Source organism: Nocardioides sp. Soil796 (genome assembly GCF_001429525.1).
Taxonomy (GTDB): domain Bacteria; phylum Actinomycetota; class Actinomycetes; order Propionibacteriales; family Nocardioidaceae; genus Nocardioides.
In genome coordinates this window covers 636,848-657,754 of record NZ_LMSQ01000018.1, presented here as the reverse complement: position 1 = coordinate 657,754, position 20,907 = coordinate 636,848, and the positions used below count along the sequence as shown (strand labels likewise).

25 protein-coding genes are annotated in these 20,907 nt (G+C 70.6%); 19 read left to right on the top strand and 6 right to left on the bottom strand.

Translation table 11 applies throughout. The features are described 5' to 3' along the window. Positions 1-87 precede the first annotated feature (87 nt). Genes ASH02_RS14520 through ASH02_RS14475 form a run of 10 tightly spaced genes read left to right on the top strand, consistent with a single transcriptional unit; the run spans position 88 to position 7,802 of the window. A complete protein-coding gene (locus ASH02_RS14520; protein WP_057294982.1) occupies positions 88-1,053 on the top strand; it encodes a VOC family protein in 966 nt (321 codons plus the stop codon). A gap of 7 nt (positions 1,054-1,060) precedes the next feature. Continuing rightward, positions 1,061-1,858 (top strand): alpha/beta fold hydrolase, encoded by a 798-nt coding sequence (locus ASH02_RS14515; RefSeq protein ID WP_056687944.1) that lies wholly within the window; start codon positions 1,061-1,063, stop codon positions 1,856-1,858. Then, on the top strand, positions 1,855-2,598 hold the full coding sequence (locus ASH02_RS14510; protein WP_057294981.1) for an SDR family oxidoreductase: 744 nt from the start codon (positions 1,855-1,857) through the stop codon (positions 2,596-2,598). Before ASH02_RS14515 ends, ASH02_RS14510 begins: the two co-directional genes overlap by 4 nt. Positions 2,599-2,621: 23 nt before the next feature. Continuing rightward, entirely contained in the window at positions 2,622-3,407 is a 786-nt protein-coding gene (locus ASH02_RS14505; RefSeq protein WP_057294980.1) for an SDR family oxidoreductase, read from the top strand. Between the two features lie 25 nt (positions 3,408-3,432). After that, a complete protein-coding gene (locus ASH02_RS14500) occupies positions 3,433-5,130 on the top strand; it encodes a thiamine pyrophosphate-binding protein (protein WP_056687953.1) in 1,698 nt (565 codons plus the stop codon). 5 nt (positions 5,131-5,135) lie between these two features. Continuing rightward, positions 5,136-5,756 carry an alpha/beta fold hydrolase gene (locus ASH02_RS14495; protein ID WP_200951235.1) on the top strand — a complete coding sequence of 207 codons (621 nt, stop codon included), beginning with the start codon at positions 5,136-5,138 and terminating at the stop codon, positions 5,754-5,756. Beyond that, on the top strand, positions 5,749-5,967 hold the full coding sequence (locus tag ASH02_RS14490) for a recombinase-like helix-turn-helix domain-containing protein (RefSeq protein ID WP_056687956.1): 219 nt from the start codon (positions 5,749-5,751) through the stop codon (positions 5,965-5,967). Before ASH02_RS14495 ends, ASH02_RS14490 begins: the two co-directional genes overlap by 8 nt. A 1-nt stretch (position 5,968) precedes the next feature. Further along, entirely contained in the window at positions 5,969-7,051 is a 1,083-nt protein-coding gene (locus ASH02_RS14485) for a Rieske 2Fe-2S domain-containing protein (protein WP_056687959.1), read from the top strand. Further along, positions 7,051-7,398 (top strand): hypothetical protein, encoded by a 348-nt coding sequence (locus ASH02_RS14480; RefSeq protein ID WP_056687962.1) that lies wholly within the window; start codon positions 7,051-7,053, stop codon positions 7,396-7,398. The genes ASH02_RS14485 and ASH02_RS14480 overlap by 1 nt, the downstream gene beginning before the upstream one ends. Further along, positions 7,395-7,802: a RidA family protein gene (locus tag ASH02_RS14475; RefSeq protein WP_200951236.1), complete on the top strand. Its 408-nt coding sequence runs from the start codon at positions 7,395-7,397 to the stop codon at positions 7,800-7,802. The genes ASH02_RS14480 and ASH02_RS14475 overlap by 4 nt, the downstream gene beginning before the upstream one ends. On the opposite strand, the gene ASH02_RS14470 is transcribed toward ASH02_RS14475, so the two are convergent. The 3 genes from ASH02_RS14470 to cysC form a co-directional block, all read right to left on the bottom strand. After that, on the bottom strand, positions 7,792-8,541 hold the full coding sequence (locus ASH02_RS14470; RefSeq protein WP_056688264.1) for an IclR family transcriptional regulator: 750 nt from the start codon (positions 8,539-8,541) through the stop codon (positions 7,792-7,794). The genes ASH02_RS14475 and ASH02_RS14470 overlap by 11 nt on opposite strands. Further along, complete coding sequence (locus ASH02_RS14465) at positions 8,538-9,683, bottom strand: FAD-dependent monooxygenase (protein WP_056687967.1); 1,146 nt, start codon at positions 9,681-9,683, stop codon at positions 8,538-8,540. The genes ASH02_RS14470 and ASH02_RS14465 overlap by 4 nt, the downstream gene beginning before the upstream one ends. Before the next feature lie 192 nt (positions 9,684-9,875). After that, positions 9,876-11,138, bottom strand: a complete 1,263-nt coding sequence (gene cysC / locus ASH02_RS14460) for an adenylyl-sulfate kinase (RefSeq protein ID WP_057294979.1) — start codon at positions 11,136-11,138, stop codon at positions 9,876-9,878. 54 nt (positions 11,139-11,192) lie between these two features. Between cysC and ASH02_RS14455 the strand changes: the two genes are divergently transcribed. The 5 genes from ASH02_RS14455 (at position 11,193) to ASH02_RS26125 (ending at position 14,307) form a co-directional block, all read left to right on the top strand. Continuing rightward, entirely contained in the window at positions 11,193-11,579 is a 387-nt protein-coding gene (locus ASH02_RS14455; protein ID WP_057294978.1) for a hypothetical protein, read from the top strand. Positions 11,580-11,612: 33 nt separating this feature from the next. Continuing rightward, a complete protein-coding gene (locus tag ASH02_RS14450; protein ID WP_057294977.1) occupies positions 11,613-12,572 on the top strand; it encodes an asparaginase in 960 nt (319 codons plus the stop codon). Positions 12,573-12,707: 135 nt separating this feature from the next. Further along, positions 12,708-13,088, top strand: coding sequence for a helix-turn-helix domain-containing protein (locus ASH02_RS14445; RefSeq protein ID WP_056687980.1), 381 nt, complete (start codon positions 12,708-12,710; stop codon positions 13,086-13,088). A gap of 55 nt (positions 13,089-13,143) precedes the next feature. Further along, the gene (locus tag ASH02_RS26670) at positions 13,144-13,803 is read left to right on the top strand and encodes a hypothetical protein (protein WP_056687983.1); all 660 of its coding nucleotides are present in this window, start codon (positions 13,144-13,146) and stop codon (positions 13,801-13,803) included. Positions 13,804-14,013: 210 nt separating this feature from the next. Then, positions 14,014-14,307 (top strand): DUF2516 family protein, encoded by a 294-nt coding sequence (locus ASH02_RS26125; RefSeq protein ID WP_056687985.1) that lies wholly within the window; start codon positions 14,014-14,016, stop codon positions 14,305-14,307. Between the two features lie 34 nt (positions 14,308-14,341). Here ASH02_RS26125 and ASH02_RS14430 read toward each other — a convergent pair whose 3' ends face one another. Together ASH02_RS14430 and rfbB are read right to left on the bottom strand one after the other, a co-directional pair. After that, entirely contained in the window at positions 14,342-15,721 is a 1,380-nt protein-coding gene (locus tag ASH02_RS14430) for a sugar nucleotide-binding protein (RefSeq protein ID WP_057294976.1), read from the bottom strand. Beyond that, positions 15,721-16,707, bottom strand: a complete 987-nt coding sequence (rfbB, locus tag ASH02_RS14425; RefSeq protein ID WP_057294975.1) for a dTDP-glucose 4,6-dehydratase — start codon at positions 16,705-16,707, stop codon at positions 15,721-15,723. Before rfbB ends, ASH02_RS14430 begins: the two co-directional genes overlap by 1 nt. Before the next feature lie 41 nt (positions 16,708-16,748). Here rfbB and rfbA point away from each other — a divergent pair, with 41 nt between their 5' ends. Continuing rightward, complete coding sequence (rfbA, locus tag ASH02_RS14420) at positions 16,749-17,609, top strand: glucose-1-phosphate thymidylyltransferase RfbA (RefSeq protein WP_056890562.1); 861 nt, start codon at positions 16,749-16,751, stop codon at positions 17,607-17,609. A 2-nt stretch (positions 17,610-17,611) separates the two neighbouring features. Here the strand turns inward: rfbA and ASH02_RS14415 are convergent, their stop codons facing one another. Then, entirely contained in the window at positions 17,612-18,754 is a 1,143-nt protein-coding gene (locus ASH02_RS14415) for an LCP family protein (protein WP_057294974.1), read from the bottom strand. Between the two features lie 213 nt (positions 18,755-18,967). Between ASH02_RS14415 and ASH02_RS14410 the strand changes: the two genes are divergently transcribed. Genes ASH02_RS14410 through ASH02_RS25665 form a run of 3 tightly spaced genes read left to right on the top strand, consistent with a single transcriptional unit; the run spans position 18,968 to position 20,866 of the window. After that, positions 18,968-19,735: an N-acetylmuramoyl-L-alanine amidase gene (locus tag ASH02_RS14410; protein ID WP_082620899.1), complete on the top strand. Its 768-nt coding sequence runs from the start codon at positions 18,968-18,970 to the stop codon at positions 19,733-19,735. A gap of 58 nt (positions 19,736-19,793) precedes the next feature. Then, positions 19,794-20,699 carry an alpha/beta hydrolase gene (locus ASH02_RS14405; protein WP_057294972.1) on the top strand — a complete coding sequence of 302 codons (906 nt, stop codon included), beginning with the start codon at positions 19,794-19,796 and terminating at the stop codon, positions 20,697-20,699. A 20-nt stretch (positions 20,700-20,719) separates the two neighbouring features. Then, entirely contained in the window at positions 20,720-20,866 is a 147-nt protein-coding gene (locus ASH02_RS25665; protein ID WP_082564138.1) for a DUF1059 domain-containing protein, read from the top strand. The last annotated feature ends 41 nt before the right edge of the window (positions 20,867-20,907 follow it).

Here is a 20,907-nt window from a genome sequence, read left to right as displayed (position 1 = left end):
CCGAACCCCTGTGCGGCCCGATCCCATGGGCAGCCCGCACCGGATCCACCATGCTGGTCCGGGAAGTGACGAAGGAAGGACACGACCATGCATTACGCCGACACCCCCGTGTGCCGCATGAGATCACTGCGCTCGATCACCCTCCGAGTGCCGGACCCGGTGCAGTCGAAGGACTTCTACCACGAGGCCTGGGGACTCAGCACCGTCGACGAGGACCGCTCGACCTTCTGGCTGCGCGCCACCGGCAGCGAGCACCACGTGCTCCGGCTCGAGCAGCACGACGTCAACGCCCTCGGCAAGATCAGCTTCGCCCTCGGCTCCCGCGTCGAGGTCGACGAGGCCGCGCGTGCGCTCCAGAAGCTCGGCATCCCGCTGCTGCGCGAGCCCGGCCTGCTCAGTGACGACGCCGGGGGCGGCTACGGCCTCCAGCTCGTCGACCCCGAAGGACGCTGCGTCGAGCTCTCCACCGACACCCACGCCGTCGTCGCCCAGGAGCCGGCCGGACGGCGCGCCGTGCCCCGCAAGATCGCCCACGTCGTGCTCAACACCGTCGACATCGACCGGGCCGCCGACTTCTACACCCAGGTGCTCGGCATGCGCATCTCCGACTGGTCCGAGCACCAGATGACGTTCCTGCGCTGCAACTCCGACCACCACGTCATCGCGCTGAACCAGGCGCCGTGGACGTCGGTCAACCACGTGGCCTACGAGATGCAGAGCATCGACCACTTCATGCGCGGCATCGGCAGCCTCAAGCACCACGGCATCGCGCCCCAGTGGGGTCCCGGCCGCCACGGTCCGGGCGACAACACGTTCTCCTACTTCACCGACCCGGCCGGACTGGTCTGCGAGTACACCTCCGAGGTGGCGCAGATCGACGAGGACGCCTGGCTCTGCCGCACCTGGCAGCGCACGCCCGAGCTGTCCGACCAGTGGGGGACCGCCGGTCCGCCGACCGCCGCCGTGCGCTCGGCGATGGCCGGTGTCGCGGACCTCGGGCACCGGGACCGCGTCGTCCCGGGCGTCGCCGACTACTTCCTCTCCGGGGAGTGACCAGGCGATGACCGTCCTCCCCGCCCTCCAACGGATCCGCACCACCCGCGGTGTGTCCGTCGACGTGCGCGGCAGCGGCGATCCCGTGCTGCTCCTGCACGGCATCGGCGGGCACGCAGAGTCCTGCGGCCCGCTGGCCGAGCAGCTCGACGGACACCGCACCCTGTGCTGGGACGCCCCCGGGTACGGCGACTCCGCCGACCCCGCGGAGGGCGCGCAGGTCGACCACGTGGCCGAGGCGATCGCACTCCTCGAGGAGTGCGTCGACGCGCCGGCCCATCTGTTCGGCACCTCGTGGGGCGGGGTGATCGCCGTACAGGTGGCACTCGCGCGTCCCGACCTGGTGCGTTCGCTGGTCCTCGCCGACAGCACCCGCGGCTCCGCGGTCACTCCCGAGCGTGCCGCGTCCATGCGGGCCCGGGTCGACGACCTCGCCCGTCTCGGGGCACGCGACTTCGCCGCGGCCCGCGCGCCGCGCCTGGTCGCTCCGTCCTGTAAACCGGACGTCGCCTCGGCCGTCGAGGCAGGCATGGCGCGGGTGCGCGTGCCCGGCTACGCGGCGGCGGCGGAGCACATGGCCGCCACCGACCTGGGCGACGTACTCGCCCACCTGACCACTCCCACCCTGGTCGTGGTCGGCGCCGACGACGTGGTCACCGGTGTCCCCGAGTCGCAGCTCCTCTCCGACCGCATCGCCGACGCCCGGCTGGAGGTCATCCCCGGCGCCGGGCACGCGGCACTGCAGGAGAAGCCGCAGCAGATCGCCGACCTCCTGATCGCCTTCTGGGCAGGGGTTCCCGCATGAGCAGTCTCACTGTGGTCACCGGAGCGGGTCGCGGGCTCGGCTTCGCGATCGCCGAGAGACTCGGCGCCGACGGTGACCGGATCATCGTCGCCGAGCTGCGCCCCGAGCTCGCCGAGAAGGCCGAGAAGCAGCTGAGGGACCAGGGCGTCGACGCGCACGCCGTGGTCACCGACATCTCCGACAAGGACTCGGTCGCGGCGCTCGCCGAGCACGCCGCGTCCCTGGGCGGAGCGAGCCGGCTGGTCAACAACGCGGCCCTGGCCGACGGCGTCGGCGGCGACACCTTCTGGGAGCTCGACGAAGCAGCCTTCTCGCGGGTGATGAACGTCAACGCCTACGGCACCTGGCTGGTCAGCAAGCACCTCTTCGGCCAGCTCGCGGCCACCGGCAACGGCGCCATCGTCAACATCGCCTCCGACGCGGCGTTCTACGGCTCGCCGCGGCTCGTCCACTACGTCGGCTCCAAGGGGGCCGTCCTCGCGATGACCCGGTCGATGGCCCGCGACGCCGGGCAGCACGGCGTACGCGTCAATGCCGTGGCGCCCGGCCTCACCCGGGTCGAGGCCACCGAGACCGTGCCGGCCTCCCGCTACCAGCTGTACGCCGACCACCAGGTGCTCGACCGCGAGCAGACCCCGCAGGACGTGGCCGGTGCGGTGGCGTTCCTGCTCTCCGACGACGCCGGCTTCGTCACCGGCTCGACGCTGGTCGTCGACGGCGGCTTCGTCATGAACACCTGACCATCCAGATCCAGGAGACCCACATGGACCTCAAGCTCGCAGATCGCACCGTGATCGTCTCCGGCGCCAGTTCCGGCGTCGGGCTCGCCACGGTGCGCCTCCTCCTGCAGGAGGGAGCCCGGGTGGCCGGATGCGCCCGCGACCTCGGCCGGCTCGAGGACGCGGTGGGCGGCCTGGGGGCCGATCCCGACCGGGTCCACCTCGCCTCGTGCGACGTCACCGACCGAGCGGCCGCGGAGGACTTCGTCGCCAGCACCGTCGGCGCCTTCGGCGGTGTCGACGCCCTCGTCTGCAACGCCGGACGCTCGCTGATGGCGCGGCTCGGCGAGACCGAGGACGACCAGATCCGCGAAGAGCTCGAGCTCAAGATCTTCGGCTCGTGGAACCTGGTCCGGGGTGCGCGCTCAGCGCTGGCGAAGTCGGACGGCGGTGCTGTGGTCAACGTCAACGCGATCCTCTCCCGCCAGCCCGAGGGTCGTCTGGCGGTCACCTCCGCCGCGAGGGCCGCCCTGCTCAACCTCACCCACTCGATGGCCACCGAGCTGGCCGCCGAGGGCACCCGGGTCAACTCGGTCCTGCTCGGCCTGGTCGACACCGGCCAGTGGCGTCGGCGCTTCGAGGCCGCAGACACCGACCTCGACTACGACGCCTGGAGCGCGGAGATCGCCGCGGGGCGCGGCATCGGGCTGGGCCGCTTCGGCACGGCCGACGAGGTCGCCTTCCAGATCGTCACCCTGCTCTCACCGCTCAGTGGCTACACCACCGGTGCCTCCATCGACGTCGGCGGCGGCGTCGGCCGCTACGTCTGACCAGGCAAGGACAAAGGACTCGAAGATGAGCAACGACAAGACGCCCCACCCCACCGGCCGACCCGCCGGCCAGCTGCCTGCTCGTGAGCCCACCGGCGGCGACGTGCTGGTGCAGGTCATGCGCCGTCACGGCATCGACACCGCGTTCGGCGTGATCAGCATCCACAACCTGCCCCTGGTCGAGGCGGTGGCCCGCGAGCTCACCTTCGTCGAGGTCCGGCACGAGGCCGCCGCGGTCAACGCCGCCGACGGCTACGCCCGTGCCTCGGGCAAGATCGGCGTCGCCCTGACCAGCACCGGCACCGGTGCCGGCAACGCAGCCGGCTCCATGCTGGAGGCCCTCACCGCGGGCAGCCGGGTCCTGCACGTGACCGGCCAGATCGAGACCGAGCACCTCGGTTCGGGACGCGGCGTCATCCATGAGGTGCCGCGCCAGCTGCAGATGCTCGACGCGATCTCCAAGCATGCCCACACGATCACCGACGCGAAGAGCGTCGAGGCCGACCTGGAGCAGGCGGTGGCCCGAATCCTGTCCGCACCCCAGGGTCCCGCGAGTGTCGAGTGGCCCAGCGATCTTCAGTACCTCGCACGCCCCGACGAGCAGCTGCCCTTCGAGTCCGTCGTCGACGCGACCGTCGCCCCCGAACCGACCGACGTGGCCGAGGCGGTGCGCCTGCTGTCCACGGCCAAGCGGCCCCTGATCTGGGTCGGCGGCGGAGCGGCCGGTGCCCGGGCCGAGCTCACCGAGCTGCTGCACACCCTCGGGGCCGGGCTGCTGACCAGCAACTCGGGCCGGGCGATCGTCCCGGAGGACGACGACCTGGTGATCGGGAACTTCGCCTCCACCCCGCAGGTGGCGCGCCTCCTCGAGCGGGCCGACCTGCTGCTCAGCGTCGGGTCGCACTTCCGGTCCAACGAGACCAAGAGCTATCACCTGCCGTTGCCGACCCCGCACATCCAGATCGACGTGGACCCCGCGGCGATCGGCCGGGTGCACCCCGCGGACGTGGGCGTCACCGGGGACGCGGCGGCCACCCTGGCCGCGATCAACGAGGCCCTCGTCGACACGTCGGTGGAGTCCACCTGGACCCACGCCGTACGCACGGTGCGGGCCGATGCGCGCAGGACGCTCACCGACTACATCGGTGGCTACGCGGAGATCTGCTCGACGATGCGGGCGATGCTGCCCCGCGAGTCGGTCGTGGCCCGCGACGTCACCATTCCGTCGAGCCAATGGGGCAACCGGCTGCTCGAGCTCTACTCCCGTGAGACCAACATCTTCCCGCTCGGTGGCGGGATCGGCCAGGGCCTGGCGATGGGACTGGGTGCGGCCTCGGCGCGCACCGACGTACCCACGGTCGTGATGGCCGGCGACGGCGGGCTCGCCGTCCACCTGGGTGAGCTGGCCTCGCTGGCCGGCTCCCGCGCCTGGTGTGTCGTGGTCGTCTTCAACGACGGCGGGTACGGCGTGCTGCGCAACATGCAGCGCGCCAACGGCTTCGACGAGGCCGGCGTCGACCTCTTCACCCCCGACTTCGCCCTGTTGGCCGCCTCGCTGGCGATGCCGTACCACCTCGTCCAGGGGCCCGGGGAGTTCGAGGGCGCCTTCCGCGACGCCCTCGCCGTCCGTGGCCCGGTGATCGTCGAGGTCGACGTGGCTGCCGTCGAACCGAAGCCGGGCGCCTTCGTGCCACCCGTCCACGTGCCCACGAAGGAGGGGTGAGTCCGATGACAGATCCTGTGGCAGGTCTCCTCGAGGCCGAGCGCACGGCGGTGCGGCCGATCGTGTGCCTGCACCCGACACCCGGCGCCGCCGACTGGTTCGACCAGCAGCACGAGGATCTCGACGTGATCGCCTGGGAGACTCCGGGCGACCTCGCCCTCGACGCCACCGACCCGGGCTCCGTCGACCGCTGGGTCGAGGGAGCGGTCACCGCGGTGACCTCGCGTGGCGAAGGTCCCGTGCACGTGCTGGCCACCGGCGCCGCGGCGTACGGCGCGATCGTGCTCGCCTCCCGGCACCCGGAGCTGGTCGTGAGCCTCCTGCTCGGTGACCCCGAGCTGGCACACGCAGCCGGCGCAGAGACGGAGCGCGCCGACCTGCTGCGCTCGATCGTCGCACCCACGCTCGTGATCGCCTCGGCCCCTGACCCGGGCCACGGCACAGCCGACGCCCAGGCGCTCGCCGGCGGCATCGACAACGGCGTGTTCGTCATCATCGACGGCTGCCGGGTCCCGGCCCACCGGGAGCGCGGCAGCTCGTTCAACGAATGGGTCAGCTCTTTCACGATCATCGCCGAGGGCCTCATGGCGCTGGCGCCGCAACGACAGGAGGACATCAATGCCTGAGCAGTATCTCGTCCAGAACCAGACCCACCCGGAGCCGCTGAGCCCCTACGAGCAGAAGCTCTCCGGCGCGCTCATGGAGATCTTCGGCACCGGAGTGCACGACCTCGACGGGCTCCTGGCCGGACTCAACGCCATGGGGCTCAACGCCCCCGAGGGCGACGCCTGGAACGAAGCCAACTTCCGCGCCGAGATGCGCCGACTGGGAGACTGACATGACCACCACTGCTGCACCCACGACCACCGCGTCGGCACCTCGCCGCGCTGTCGGCGTACGACGCCCGCTCGATGCCGGCGACCTCGCCGCCACCGGACTCCGCGACCGCTGGTACCCGATCTACCCGTCCCACATGGTCAAGCCCGGCGCGATGGTCAAGGTCACCCGACTCGGTGTCGACTGGCTGCTCTTCCGCGGCGCCCAGGGCAAGCTCTTCATGCTCGAGGACAGGTGCCCGCACCGCAGTGCACCGCTCTCGGTCGGCCAGCACCTCGGGGACCGGGTCGCCTGCAAGTACCACGGCGTCCAGGTCGACGGCACCGGCACGGTCGTCTCCGTGCCCGGCATGCCCGGCTGCGCACTGGAGGGCAAGCAGGCGACGGTGTCTCTGCAGGTCGTCGAGGCCGCCGACACGATCTTCGCGTTCGTGCCGCTCACCGCCGACTCCGAGCCGACTCCGTTCGTCCTGCCCGACCGGCTCACCGACGACGAGGTGTCGTGGTTCCCCAACTACGCCGAGTGGGCGGGGCCCTGGCGCTTCTACATGGACAACGTGCTCGACCCGATGCACGGCGCGTTCCTGCACCGCGACTCGCACTCGATGTTCGGTGGTGACACGTCCGCACGCTTCCGGATCCGTGAGACCGACCGTGGGTTCTTCTTCGAGAAGACCGACCAGGTCGGGGTGAACTTCGACTGGGTCGAATACGTGCGCGGCTCGATGGACTACGTCGACCTGGAGATCCCCTACGCGCCGAACGCCGGCCCCGGCGGCGTGTTCGGCATCGTCGGCATGGCCACGCCGATCGACGCCGACAACTCGGCGATCTTCCACTGGCGCACCCGTCGGGTGCAGGGCTGGGAGCGCGAGGTCTGGCGCTTCCTCTACCGCACCCAGCTCGAGGCGAAGCACTGGACGGTCCTCGAGCAGGACCGTGAGGTCCTCGAGGCGCTGGCGAGCGACGCCGACACCGAGGAGCACCTCTACCAGCACGACCTCGGGGTGTCGCGGATCCGGCGGATCTATCGTGCCGACGCGCGCGCCCAGGCCGCCGTGCTGGCCGGTACGCCGGCACGCTGATGTCGTCCGAGACGCTGCTGCTCACCGTGGTCCTGCGACACGACCAGTCCCAGAACCTCGAGGAGCTGCAGGGCAGGCTGGACGATGCTGGTTGGTGGCACGGCTTCCCGCCGGAGGGCTGCGAGGTCGTCTCGTGGGTGGTGGCGATGGGCCTCGGGCAGGTCGTCACGCTCCGGCTCCCGGCGAGTCGCCTGGCCCAGGTGAACGTCGAGCTGGAACGTCGGGCCTGGGGCGTCTTCGAGACCGACTTCTATCCGACGTACGACTTCGTGCCGGTGCGTGAGCGGCTGACCCGGGAGTCGGACGCCCGGCTCTCCGACGCGAGCCGCTCCGGCGTGCCGTCGTGAGCCCCGACGCCGCGGGAGTTCCGGCGCCTCCGCGGCCGGGCATGTTCAGCAACGCCCGCGTGCACGGCGAGCACTTCTTCCTCTCGGGGATGCACGCCGGGGGTCCGGACGGAATCGTCGGCGGCGCCGACACGCTGCTTCAGGCGCGCGAGGCGTTCCGACGGGTCGTGGTCCTGGCCGAGAGTTGTGGGGCGGCGGTCGACGACATCCTCGTGCTGCGCGTCTACCTGACCGATATGGGCGAGAAGGCGTTGGTCGGGCGGGCGCGCAGCGAGGTGTTCACCGGCGTGATGCCCACGTCGACGCTGGTCGAGGTGTCGGCGCTCGTGGAGCCCGGCCTGACCGTCGAGGTCGAGGCGCAGGGGATCATCGGCGCCGGGCCTGAGCGGGTCTTCAGCCGCTGAGCATGGTGGAGAGGTCGGTCGCCTCGTCGGCGACGGCCCGCTCGATCTCGTCGCGCCGGTCGGTGAGCTGCGCGGTGGGCCCCGCGACCGAGAGTGCTGCCACAGGTCGGCCGTCGTGACCGTTGACCACGGCGGCGCAGGCATCGACGCCCGCTTCGTAGGCCCCTGAGCTCCACGCCGTGCCCTGTGCAGACTCCTCGGCCAGCAGCGCGGTGAGCGCGTCGTACGACGACGGAGTCTGGTCACTCACCGTGGGCAGCGGCTCCGTCCCGAGCAGGGCGCGGAGGTCGGGCTCGGTGTGCCCGCCGAGCAGGACCCGGCCCGGTGCCACCCAGTGGGCCGGCACCCTGCTGCCCACGGCGATGTTGCTCACCAGTGGAGTGGCCGGCACGGAGCGCATCAGGTAGAGGCACTCGTTGCCGTCGAGCACCACGAGGTAGGCGGTCAGCTGGAGGCGGTTGCTCAAGGCCCGCAGGCAACGACGCCCGAGGCTGGTCAGGTCGACAGACCCGAGGGAGTGCCCGGCGAGCTTGAGGAAGGCCAACCCGATGCGGTGACCGCCGCTCTCCTGCCGCTCCAGCATGCCGGCCGCCTCGAGGTCCTCCAGCAGCCGCATCGCGGTGACCCGGTTGATGCCGGTGGCGCGAGCGAGCTCGCTGAGGTTGGCCGTGGACCCGCCCTCGGACACGTGACGCAACAGCGCGAAGACGCGCTCGGTCGGAGAGTTCGGCTCGGTCATGCGAGCGGCACCGTCCACGCGTCGTACTCGTAGACCCAGTCGCCGTTGCCGGCCGCCTTGAGCCAGTTGTTCTCGCGCGAGCCCACCTGGATCAGCGCGGTGCGCTCGCGGCGGGTCCCCTCGTAGCGCTGCAGTCGCGCAGCCGGGTCGCGCTGGGCGCCGGGTCGGATGTCGTCGCCGGGCTCGGTCAGGCATCGCGACAGCACGACGGCGTCCTCGATCGCCTGGCCGGCTCCCTGCGCCATGAACGGCATCATCGGGTGACAGGCGTCGCCGAGGAGGGTGACGCGTGAGGTGCTCCAGCGGGTCAGTGGGTCGCGCACGTAGAGCGCCGACTTCAGCACGCTGGTGCAGGCGTCGAGGAGGGTGCGGGCCTCGGGGTGGAAGTCGGCGTACGCCGCCCGCAGCTCGACCACGTCGCCGGGGCAGGTCCACGACTCCTCGCGCCACGAGTCCTGCGGGGTCGTCGCGAAGATGAAGACGTCCTTGCCCTGGTTGAGCGGGAAGGTGACGATCTGCGTGGCCGCGTCGGGACCCCACCACTTGGTGAAGGCGTCGAGGTTCTGCACGGTTGCGGAGACTGCTTCGACGGGGACCACCGCGCGGTAGGCGACGACTCCGGTGAACTCGGGGTGCTCCTCGCCGAGGAGCGCGGAGCGGACGACCGAGTGGATGCCGTCGGCGCCGACCAGCAGGTCGACGGTCTCGGTGCTGCCGTCCTCGAGGTGGGCCACCACCGAGTCGGGTCCTTCCTCGATGCGCACCAGCCTCTTGCCCAGCCGCAGCCGGTCGGCGGGGAGCGCCGCGGTCAGAGCGTCGAGCAGGTCGGCGCGGTGCATCGTGAGCTGGGGTGCGCCGTACCGTTCCTGCGCCGCATCGGACATCGGGAGCCGTGAGGTCTCCTCGCCGGTGTCCCAGGTTCGGCTGATCCGGTGCGTGGGACGGGCCGCCGTCTCGCGGATCCGGTCACCGACGCCGAGTCCGTCGAGGGCGCGGACGGCGTTGGGGGTCAGGTTGATGTCGGCGCCCACCCGGCCGAGCCCGGGAGCCTGCTCGAGCACGATGGTCTCGACGCCCTTGAGCTCGAGTGCGATGGCCGCGGCCAGTCCGCCGATCCCGCCACCGATGATTCCGACCCGCATGGTGTCTCCTGTTCAGATACGAACAACCTGTTCAATAACTGACGATATGCCCGCGAAACCGAAATGGCAAGGCTGTCGACCCGTCGCCAGTTCACGTCGACCTGTCGTGAGTTCACGTCGACCTGTCGCCAGTTCGCGGCCGATCGCACGAACTGGCGACGGGTCGATCCGAACTGGCGACGGGTCGACGGATCAGAGGTCGAGCAGGCCGGCCTCACGCAGGGCGTCGAGCACGTCGTCGAGGGCTTCCTCGATCGTGCGGCCGGTGGTGTCGACGCGTACGTCGGCGTCGGTCGGCTCGTCGTACGGGCTGGAGATGCCGGTGAACTCCGGGATCACGCCCGCGCGCGCCTTGGCGTAGAGGCCCTTGCGGTCGCGACGTTCGCACTCCTCGAGCGGGGTCGCGACGTGGACCAGGAAGAACTGGCCGCCGGCCGCGTCGACCATCGCACGGACCTGCTGGCGGGTCTCGTCGAACGGCGCGATCGGCGAGCAGATCGCCACGCCGCCGTGGCGGGAGATCTCCGCGCCCACCCAGCCGATGCGGCGGATGTTGGTCTCGCGGTCCTCCTTGGAGAAGGTCAGGCCGGCCGACAGGTTGCGGCGTACGACGTCACCGTCGAGGGAGGTGACCGTACGACGACCCTGCTCGAGCAACTTGTCCTGCAGGGCCCGGGCGATGGTCGACTTGCCGCTGCCGGAGAGTCCGGTGAAGAAGAGCACGAGCCCGCGCTCGTCGGGCGCGGGGCGGTCGAAGTCCACGACGGCCTGGATCTCGGCGGGGTGGTTTCGAGACGGCTCGTTCCTCGCCTCCTCAACCACCGAGGCAGACGACTCGTTCCCCACCTCATCTACCAGCGAACTCTCATTCGAGGGCAACGCGAAGACCGGGTCGCCGGCGGCGTAGTGGGCCACCACCTGCGTGCCGAGCAGGTGGTCGGCGGACGGGTCGTCGTGCGAAGGGAGCGGTACGGCGACCACGGCCGCGTCCGGCAGCAGTGCCGCCGCCGCGAGCGTGGCCCGGATCAGCCCGACCGGGCTCAGGTCGTCGGGAGTGCCCGCGCCGACCAGCGCCAGGAAGACGATGCGTCCCGTCGGCAGCGAGTCGAGCTCGGCCTGCGTCAGTGCGTCGGTCACCGGAACGAACGTGGCGCCGGCGTGCTGCTCGCGCACGTCGCCGGGGGAGAGGTAGAGCCGACGGAACGGGCCGTACTGCGCGTGGGTCAGGTGCGTGACGCTGCCGTCACGGGTGACCGTGGCCAGCGGCAGGCCTTCGGGGTCGACCAGCTCCACCTCGTCACCGAGGCCCTCGGGGAGGTGCAGCTTGACCGGCGAGCCGGGTTCGTTGAACCCGGTCAGGGGCGAGTAGGCCCCCGTGACCAGGAGCTCGAGGTCGTCCAGCTCGCGCTGGGTCGGGCAGTGCTGGGCCGGGCTGTTCTGCGGAGTCGTCGACACGGGCGCAATCCTGCCTCATTGCCGCGATGACCTGCTCGGGCGGATACTCGGCGCATGGACCTGAGGATCGTCGCGGTCTGCGCACTCCTTGCGCTGGTGCTGCTCGGCGCCGCCCCGGCCGGAACCGCCGTGCCTGTGGCGTCGGGCCACTCCCGGGCGGCTTTCCCGGGCCCCGAGCGGGTTCTCGCACCTGAGGCGCAGCTGGACCTCGGTGACCCGCAGGCCTGTGTCATCCCCGCGGGCAGCGCCGGGTCGGGGCACGCGATCGGTCGTGTCGCTGACGGATGTGGCGCGATCCTGACGCCCGGACGCGGTGACGCGTCGGCACCCGGGTTCTGTGTGCAGCAGATCGTCCACCACGGTGATCGGGTCAGTCGGCCGTGTCGCGCCGTCCGTCCGGGCCAGCGGGGGGAGATCGTGCCCCTGGAGACGGCGCGGTAACAGCGCCGTCGCGTGGGCGATAGCGTCGGACTCATGTCTGCACCCGTTGTCGCCGCCGAGATCGTCCGCTCCGGAGTGGTCGAGGGCCACCACTACGGCTCCGTCGTCGCACTCGACACCTCCGGCGAGGTGGAGTGGTCGGTCGGCATGGTGGACCAGCCGGTCTTCCCGCGCTCGTGCAACAAGCCGATCCAGGCGCTCGGCATGGTCCGGGCCGGTCTCGACCTTCCGCCGGACCTGCTCGCGCTGGCCTGCGCCTCCCACTCGGGCGAGCCCTTCCACGTCGACGGCGTACGCCGCATCCTCGCCGGCGCCGGGCTCGGCGAGTCGGCGCTGCAGACCCCGCCCGACTACCCGCTGGACGACGCCACCAAGGAGGCGCTGATCCGGTCCGGCGGTGAGAAGGCGCCGGTGCTGATGAACTGCTCCGGCAAGCACGCCTCGATGCTGGCCACCTGCGTGGTCAACGGCTGGGACACCGCGACGTACCTCGCGGTCGACCACCCGCTGCAGGTCGCGATCGCCGAGACGTTCGCCGAGCTGACGGGTGAGGCGGTCGCCCACGTGGCCGTCGACGGGTGTGGGGCCCCGCTGCTCTCGACCTCGTTGATCGGCCTGGCACGGGCGTTCCGCACGCTCGCTCTCGCCACCTCCGGTCCTGAGGCGACGATCGCCCGGGCCATGCGGGAGTTCCCTCAGAACGTCTCCGGCTCGACCCGCGACGAGCTCGCGCTCTTCACCGCCATCCCCGGCGCGATCGGCAAGGCCGGAGCCGAGTCCTGCTACGCCGTGGCGCTGCCCAACGGCCAGGCGTTCGCACTGAAGTGCGACGACGGGGCACCGCGGGTCCGGCCGGTGTTGATGGCCGAGGCGCTGCGCCGCTCCGGGGTCGACAAGCTGGACGGCGTCGACGTCGCGGCGATGAACAGGACCGGTGAGCTTCCGTTGCTCGGTGGCGGGAAGCCCGTCGGAGAGATCCGCGCCTCCTTCTGATCGACAGGGCGGTAACTGCAGTTAGCAGTGGTTGAAGACGCAATCTCTTTGTCCTGTGCGGGTTCCACGGCAGCTGTGGCCCGTCACACGTCGTGACGGCTTGCATTTGCTAACTTTTGTTAGCACGATGGAGCCATGGCAAAGGGCGTGGTCGGCAAGACCGTCGAGTCACTCGGTGACTACCTCAAGGAGCAGCGCACCACTGCGAAGCTCTCGTTGAGGCAGCTCGCCGAGCAGGCCGGCGTGTCGAACCCGTACCTCAGCCAGATCGAACGTGGTCTGCGCAAGCCCTCCGCCGACGTTCTCCAGCAGATCGCCAAGGCGCTCCGCATCTCCGCGGAGCAGCTCTACATCCGTGCCGGCATCCTCAGCCCCGAGGACACCGCGGGCGGTTCCGTCGAGCTGGCCGTCCTGGCCGATCCTGCGCTCACCGAGCGTCAGAAGCAGTCCCTGCTCGACGTCTACTCCTCGTTCCTGGCGCTCAACGCCACGGACGACGAGCCGACCGACAGCTGACCATCCCACTCGGAGCGGTCCCCGGGATCGCGACGTACAAACCAAGGAGATCGACATGGCCAAGGCCAAGTTCGACATCAAGACCGAAGCGGCTCGCCCGTTCTACGCCACCGTCGGCGCCACCGACCTCACCGTCGAGTACGCCCGCCAGTACGCCGCCGACGTGCAGGCCAAGGTCGCCGACGTGCAGAAGAAGGTTGCCGGCTTCGAGTTCGAGCCCAAGAACCTCAACAAGCAGGCCCAGACCGTCGTGTCGGCCCGCGTCGAGACGGTGACCAAGGAAGCCAAGGACGCCCAGGCCAAGCTGGAGGCGAAGCTCGCCGAGCTGCAGGCCGAGGCGAAGAAGGCCCAGGCCCGTTTCGTGGCCCAGGTCAACGAGCTCCAGGCCGAGGCCAAGGCGTTCCCCGCCAAGGCGCAGAACTTCGTCGCCGACGCGGTCAGCGAGGCGACCGACACCTACACCGAGCTCGCCAAGCGCGGCGAGAAGGCCGTTGCCAAGCTCCGCAAGGTCGAGCTGAAGCTGGACGTCGACGCCAAGCAGACGAAGACCACCGTCTCCGCCTCGGCGAAGTCGACCACCGGCACCGCCAAGCCGGCCGCGAAGAAGGCTCCGGCCAAGAAGGCCCCGGCCGCCAAGAAGGCGCCCGCCGCCAAGAAGGCTCCGGCCAAGAAGGCCCCGGCCGCCAAGAAGGCGCCGGCGGCCGAGCAGGCCTGAAGGACTGAGGCTGAATCGGAACAGCTGACGCTGTTCTGACTTCATTGCCCCGAACTCGGGGGCGTGCACAACCCCGGACGTATGCGGTCCGGGGTTGTGCACGTTCTGGGGCGATCGGGCCCGAGTCCCCAGTGCCGAAAGGTCGCGCGCCGCGGCACGCGATCTCGCGCGGAATCCGCCTCCGGGAATGTCCCCGGTAGGCTTTGGGGCGTGCTGAACATCTTTGCCGTCGAGGGCTACGTCATGCTTGCCGTGGTCTTCATCGCGATCGCCGTCAAGGTCTTCGCGTTCGTCAACGCGCTGCTCTGGCCCGCGGAGGCCTACCACGCGGCCAACAAGCTGACCAAGCCCGCGTGGGTCGGCATCCTCGGCGTTGCCCTGGCCGCACAGCTGCTGCTGATCGACTCCTCGCCGCTGAACCTGCTGCACCTCATCGGCTCGATCGCCGCGATCGTCTATCTCGTCGACGTACGCCCGGCGGTCCAGGAGCTCACCCGCCGCTGACTCTGCGGCCGGCGCCTGCCGCCGGCCCCTTCGCTCAGCCCGCCACGTGGCGGCGCAGGGTCGTCATCGCGTCCTCGGGGATGAAGCCGGTGGCCTCGATCTTCCCGGTCGACAGCACACCACGCGCCGGACGTGGTGCCAGCGCCTTGCCGGCGGCGTACTCCTGCGTCGTGAGCCGGGTGATGTCGCCGCGGGAGCGCCCGCACTGCTCGAACACCTCGGCGGCCACGTCGGCCCAGCTCGTCGCGGGGCCGCCGCCTGTCACGTTGTAGATGCCGTACGGCGCGCGCGTGGTGAGCAGGTGTCGTACGGCGCGGGCCAGCTCGGTGGTGAACGTCAACCGGCCGACCTGGTCGTCGACCACGCCGGGCGACACCCCGTCGCGGGCCAGTCGCGCCATCGTCGCGACGAAGTTGTGGCCGTCGCCGATCACCCACGACGTACGGACCAGGTAGTGCCGGGGGGCCGTCGCCACGGCCAGGTCGCCGGCCGCCTTCGACTGCCCGTAGACGCCCAGGGGGCAGACCGCGTCGTCCTCGTCGTAGGACTCGGCCGTGCCGTCGAAGACGTAGTCGCTGGACCAGTGCACCAGGGTGAGCCGGTGCTCGCGGGCGATCGCCGCCAGCAGTGAAGGACCTGCGGCGTTGGCCGCCCACGCCTCCGCGCGCTCGGTCTCCGCGGCATCAACGGCGGTGTGGGCCGCGGCGTTGAGCACCACGTCGTGCTCGTGCCACGGCCAGGCTCGCAGTGCCTCGGCGTCGGTGATGTCGAGCTCGTCCGCGTCGACGGCACGGGCGTCCGGGAACTCGGCGACGAGGGCGCGGCCGAGCTGTCCGTGGGCGCCGATGACGAGTGGACGCCGCGGCGCCATCGCGGCGACCTCGTCGAGGCGCGGGTTGTGCCGGTCCTTCTCCGAGATCTCCGCCTCCGCGAGCGGAATCGGCCACGGGATCGCCACCGTCGGATCGGCCAGGTCGAGTGCCGGGTACGCCGCGCCCGGCCGCCAGTGCTCGTTGACGAGATAGCTGTAGGTGGTCGCGTCCTCGAGCGTCTGGTAGCTGTTGCCCACGCCGCGCGGCACGAACACCGCCACCGACGGGTCGATCTCGATCGAGTACGACGCCGCGAAGCTCGGGCCCTCACGCATGTCGACCCAGGCACCGAACACGCGGCCGTTCGTCACCGAGACGAACTTGTCCCAGGGTTCGGCGTGCACGCCGCGGGTGGTGCCGCGGCGCGTGTTGAACGAGACGTTGTTCTGCACCGGTCCGAAGTCGGGCAGCCCGAGCGCGGTCATCTTCTCGCGCTGCCAGTTCTCCTTGAACCAGCCGCGGCTGTCGGCCATCACCGGCAGGCGGACGACCAGCAGGCCGGGGATCGGGGTGGCCTCGACCTCCAGGGAGGGACCGCCCATCACATGCCCTTCGCGGCGTACGACGACTCGGTGGCGGCCTTGTGCGGACGCCACCACTCCTCGTGGGTGCGGTACCACTCGATCGTGTCGGCCAGGCCCTGCTCGAAGTCCTCGAAGCGCGGCGCCCACCCGAGCTCGGCCCGGAGCTTGCCGGACTCGATCGCGTAGCGCCGGTCGTGTCCGGCCCGGTCGGTCACCTGGTCGAACGCGTCGGCCGGTTGGTCCATCAGCGTGAGGATCAGCCGCACCACCTCGAGGTTGTTCCTCTCGCCGTCGGCACCGATCAGGTAGGTCTCGCCGATCCGGCCCGCATCGAGGATCCGCAGCACCGCGGACGAGTGGTCGTCGGCGTGGATCCAGTCGCGCACATTGAGCCCGTCGCCGTACACCCGCGGCCGGATGCCGTCGATGACATTGGTGATCTGCCGCGGGATGAACTTCTCGACGTGCTGCCACGGGCCGTAGTTGTTGGAGCAGTTGCTGACCGTCGCGCGCACCCCGAAGCTGCGCACCCACGCACGGACGAGGTGGTCGGACCCGGCCTTCGACGCGGAGTACGGCGACGACGGCGCGTAGGGGGTGTCCTCGGTGAACCGCTTGGGGTCGTCGAGGGCGAGGTCGCCGTACACCTCGTCGGTCGAGACGTGGTGCAGGTGTACGTCGTGCTTCCGCACCGCCTCGAGGATCGCGAACGTGCCGAGGAGGTTCGTGCGGATGAACGGCGACGGGTCGTCGAGCGAGTTGTCGTTGTGGGACTCGGCGGCGAAGTGCACGACCGCGTCGGTCTCCGCCACCAGTGCGTCGACCGTGGATGCGTCGGCGACGTCGCCGACCACCAGCTCCACGGGCAGCCCGGCCAGTGCCTCGCGGGAGGCGGCGTAGGTCAGCTTGTCGAGCACCTTCACGTGGTGGTCGGTGTGCGTGATGACGTGGTGCACGAAGTTGGAGCCGATGAACCCGGCGCCACCGGTCACGAGCAGTCTCATGCGGCCACCCTATTCACGCGTTCGCCCCTATGCTGACCGCCATGCGTGGAATCATCCTGGCCGGTGGCACCGGCACCCGGCTGCACCCGATCACGCAGGGCATCAGCAAGCAGCTGGTGCCGGTCTACGACAAGCCGATGATCTACTACCCGCTCTCCACGCTGATGCTGGCCGGCATCCACGAGGTGCTGGTGATCACCACCCCTCACGAGGCCGAGGCGTTCCGGCGACTCCTCGGTGACGGGTCGCAGCTGGGCGTCTCGCTGACCTACGCCGTGCAGCCCTCGCCCGACGGTCTGGCCCAGGCCTTCCTGATCGGCGCCGACCACGTCGCCGACGAGTCGGTCGCGCTGGTGCTGGGCGACAACGTCTTCTACGGCCACGGCCTGGGCAACCAGCTGACCCGCTTCGCCGATCTCGACGGTGCGGCCATCTTCGGCTACCAGGTGGCCGACCCGACGGCGTACGGCGTGGTGGAGTTCGACGACGAAGGACGCGCACTGTCGCTGGAGGAGAAGCCGGCCACGCCGCGTTCGTCGTACGCCGTTCCGGGTCTCTACTTCTACGACAACTCCGTGCTGGCGCGGGCCGCCACGCTCGAGCCGTCGGCGCGCGGCGAGCTGGAGATCACCGACCTGAACCGGCTCTACCTCGACGAGGGCAAGCTGCAGGTGACCGTGCTGCCGCGCGGCACGGCGTGGCTCGACACCGGCACGTTCGACTCCCTCAACGACGCCAGCAACTTCGTGCGCACCATCGAGAGCCGCCAGGGCATGAAGATCGGCGCGCCCGAGGAGGTCGCCTGGCGTCAGGGTTGGCTCAGCGACGACGACCTGCGGCGAGTGGCCGAGCCGCTGTCGAAGAGCGGGTACGGCGAGTACCTGCTCGGCCTGCTCGACTGACGTCACGGCACCTCGTTGCCGGCAGGCAGCTCGCTGACCGGGTGATGGGCGTACCACGACTCGAACTGGTCCTTCGAGATCGCCTCGAACATGGCGCGGGCCTGGCGCGGCTTGACCTTCACGACGCTCGCGTCGCCGACCATGCCGCTGCCCGAGTTGGGCAGGGTGAGGAAGCGGAACGACCCGCTGCGCAGGTGCCTGTTCGCCAGGGCGAGGTCGCGGATCTTCGCGCTGGTCAGGCTGTCGTCGACCATCACCAGGCTCGAGAGGTTCCGCGCCAGCCTGGTGAGGCGCACCGGGTTGAACATCACGCCACGCGTGGTCAGTTTCTCCAGCACCGTGCGGAGGAAGTTCTGCTGGCGCTGGATGCGGCCGAAGTCGCCGTTCGGCAGGCTGTAGCGGGTGCGCACGTAGTGCAGCGCCTCGTCACCCTCGAGGTGGTGGAAGCCTCGTTCCCAGTCGACCGTGCCGGACCGGGGATCGCTCACCGTCCTGGGCACGAAGACGTTGACGCCACCAAGGGCCCCGGTGACGTCCTTGAAGCCGTCGAAGTCGACGATCACGAGGTGGTCGATGCGGATGCCCATGGTCTGTTCGACCGTGCGCGCGGCCAGGTCGGGCCCGCCCCAGGAGAACGCCGCGTTGATCTTCGACCGGCCGTGGCCCGGGATGGCGACGTACGAGTCGCGCGGGATCGAGACCAGCTGGGCGGCCCGGTGGTCGGCCTCGATGTGCAGCACCATCATCGTGTCGCTGCGGGCGGTGCCCGGCTTCCAGGTGCCGGCCTCGAGCATCTCGTAGACGCTGTCGCCGACCTCGCGAGAGCCGTCGAGGTCGTCGACTCCCATCAGCAAGATGTCCGTGCCCTGGCCTTGCGGCGGGCGGTTGTCGCCGAGGTCGGTTTCGAACCGGCGTACGTCGCCGAGCTTCGAGTTCAGGTAGAGCAGCCAGCCGATCAGGATCGCCAGCAGCACGAGGGCGATCACGACGAGCGTGGTGATCGCCTTGTGCCTGCGGAACCATGCGCAGCGCCGCTTGATCCAGCTGCGGCGCCGACGCCGCCGGACCAGGACTCGCTCGCCGGACGTCGGTGCAGTGTCGACGGTGCCGACCTCCGGTCCGTCCAGTTCCACGTCGTTGCTCACACAGGTCCCCGTTGTCTCGCGAGTGGCCGCTGTCGACCAGTGCGGCCGGCAGGTGACCGCTGTCCTGCCCAACGACGCCAGCACGCCGAGGTGACGGCCATTCGGGGGTTCCCCGACCTACTCGCGGGTACGCCATTTCGTCAGTCGACGCGGTCGCGGGCCTGCTGCTCCGCAACCCGTCTCGCAACCACGCGGCCACGTAGGCTGGCGGCCATGCTCCGGTCCGGTCTTGTTGCGCTCGTGGTCGCCGCCGCGGCCTGTGCGGGAGCCCTGCTGCCGGTGCCGCCGGTGGAGGCGCCGACCCACCCGGCCGCCGTCCGGGCCCCCGCCGCTCCCAAGCCCTTGGCCGGCAAGGTGATCGTGATCGACCCCGGGCACCAGCTCGGCAACGCGCGTTTCCCCAGCGAGATCAACCGCCTCGTGCCGGCCGGCGGCTTCCGCAAACCCTGCAACACCACGGGGGCCTCGACGAACAACGGCTACCCCGAGGCGACCTTCACCTGGCAGGTCGCCCGCCTCCTCCAGTCCCGACTGACCGGCCTGGGCGCGAAGGTCGTGCTGACCCGCACGTCGAACCGCCTCGATCGTTGGGGGCCGTGCGTCGACGTCCGCGGCCGCCGCGGCAACGCGCTCGGGGCCGACGTCAAGATCAGCCTCCACGGCGACGGGTCGTACGCCGGCGGCCCGGGCTTCCACGTGATCACGCCGCCCCGTGACCGCGCAGCGCGTCGGCTGGCGCTCGACGTTCGCGCCGGACTGCACGCGCGCCGACTGCCGTACGCCGGCTACATCGCCGGCGGCGACGGCCTCGACGTGCGCGGCGACCTCGGCACGTTGAACCTCTCCGCGATGCCCGCGGTGATGGTCGAGCTGGGCAACATGCGTTCGGCCGCCGACGCCCGCCGGATGACCACGCCGCGCGGGCGGTCGTCGTACGCCGCCGGGCTGACCAACGGCCTGCGCGTCTTCCTGGCCCGCTGAGGCGACCCACCGCGGGAACTGCCGGAGTTCGGCACGGCGCACCGATATCGTCGCGGACATGCCCCTGGACCCAGGAATCTCGGCCCTGCTCCAATTCATCGAATCGTCGGGGAACCCGCCGATGCACGAGTCGTCGCCCGACGATGCGCGCAAGGCCTTCGCCGGCCTGGCCCAGATCGCGGTCGCGCAGTCGGGCCGGATCGAGGTCGGATCGGTCGTCGACACCTCGGTCGCCGGACTCGCGGCCCGGGTCTACCGTCCGGCGGTCGACGGCCCGGTGCCCACCATCGTGTTCTTCCACGGCGGCGGCTGGGTGGTCGGCGACCTCGAGACCCACGACAACACCTGCCGCCGGCTGTGCCGCGACACGTCGTCCGTGGTCGTCTCGGTCGACTACCGCATGGCACCTGAACATGCCTTCCCGGCCGCGGTCGACGACGCGCTCGCGGCAGCCACGGCGATCAGCGAGGACCTCGCGGCCTACGGCGGCTCCGACGTCTGGGCAGTCGCGGGCGACAGCGCCGGCGGCAACCTCTCCGCCGTCGTCGCCCAGCAGGTGCCGGGGGTCGCTGCCCAGCTGTTGATCTACCCGGCCGTCGACGTGTTCGGCGACTACGCCTCACGCGAGTCCAACGGCACCGGCTACTTCCTCGAGCTGCCCTTGATGGAGTGGTTCCTGGGCCACTACCTGCAGTCCGCCGCCGCACCCGACGACGCCCGCCTCTCGCCCCTGCACGGCGTACGCCCCGAGCTGGCGCCGGCCATCGTGGTCACCGCAGAGTTCGACCCGCTGCGCGACGAGGGCCGGGCGTACGCCGACGCACTGGCTGCGTCCGGCGTACCCGTGGACTCGGTGACCTACGACGGCCTGATCCACGGCTTCGTCGACATGCCCGCGTTCTCGCCGGCCGCCGACGCCGCCGTGGCCGACATGAACCGTCGCTTCGCGGCGCTCCTGCACTGACCGGTCGTAGGGTGACGACCATGAAGACGCAGCTGCACTGCCCCTGTGGGGCGCACATCAAGGGGACCGACGAGGACGACCTGGTCGAGAAGACACAGGCCCACCTCGCGGCCGAGCACCCCGGCATGACCTACGGGCGCGAGGAGATCCTCTTCATCGCCCGCTGATCTGCGCGTCACACGGCGCAGCTGCCTCCGGCGACACGCGC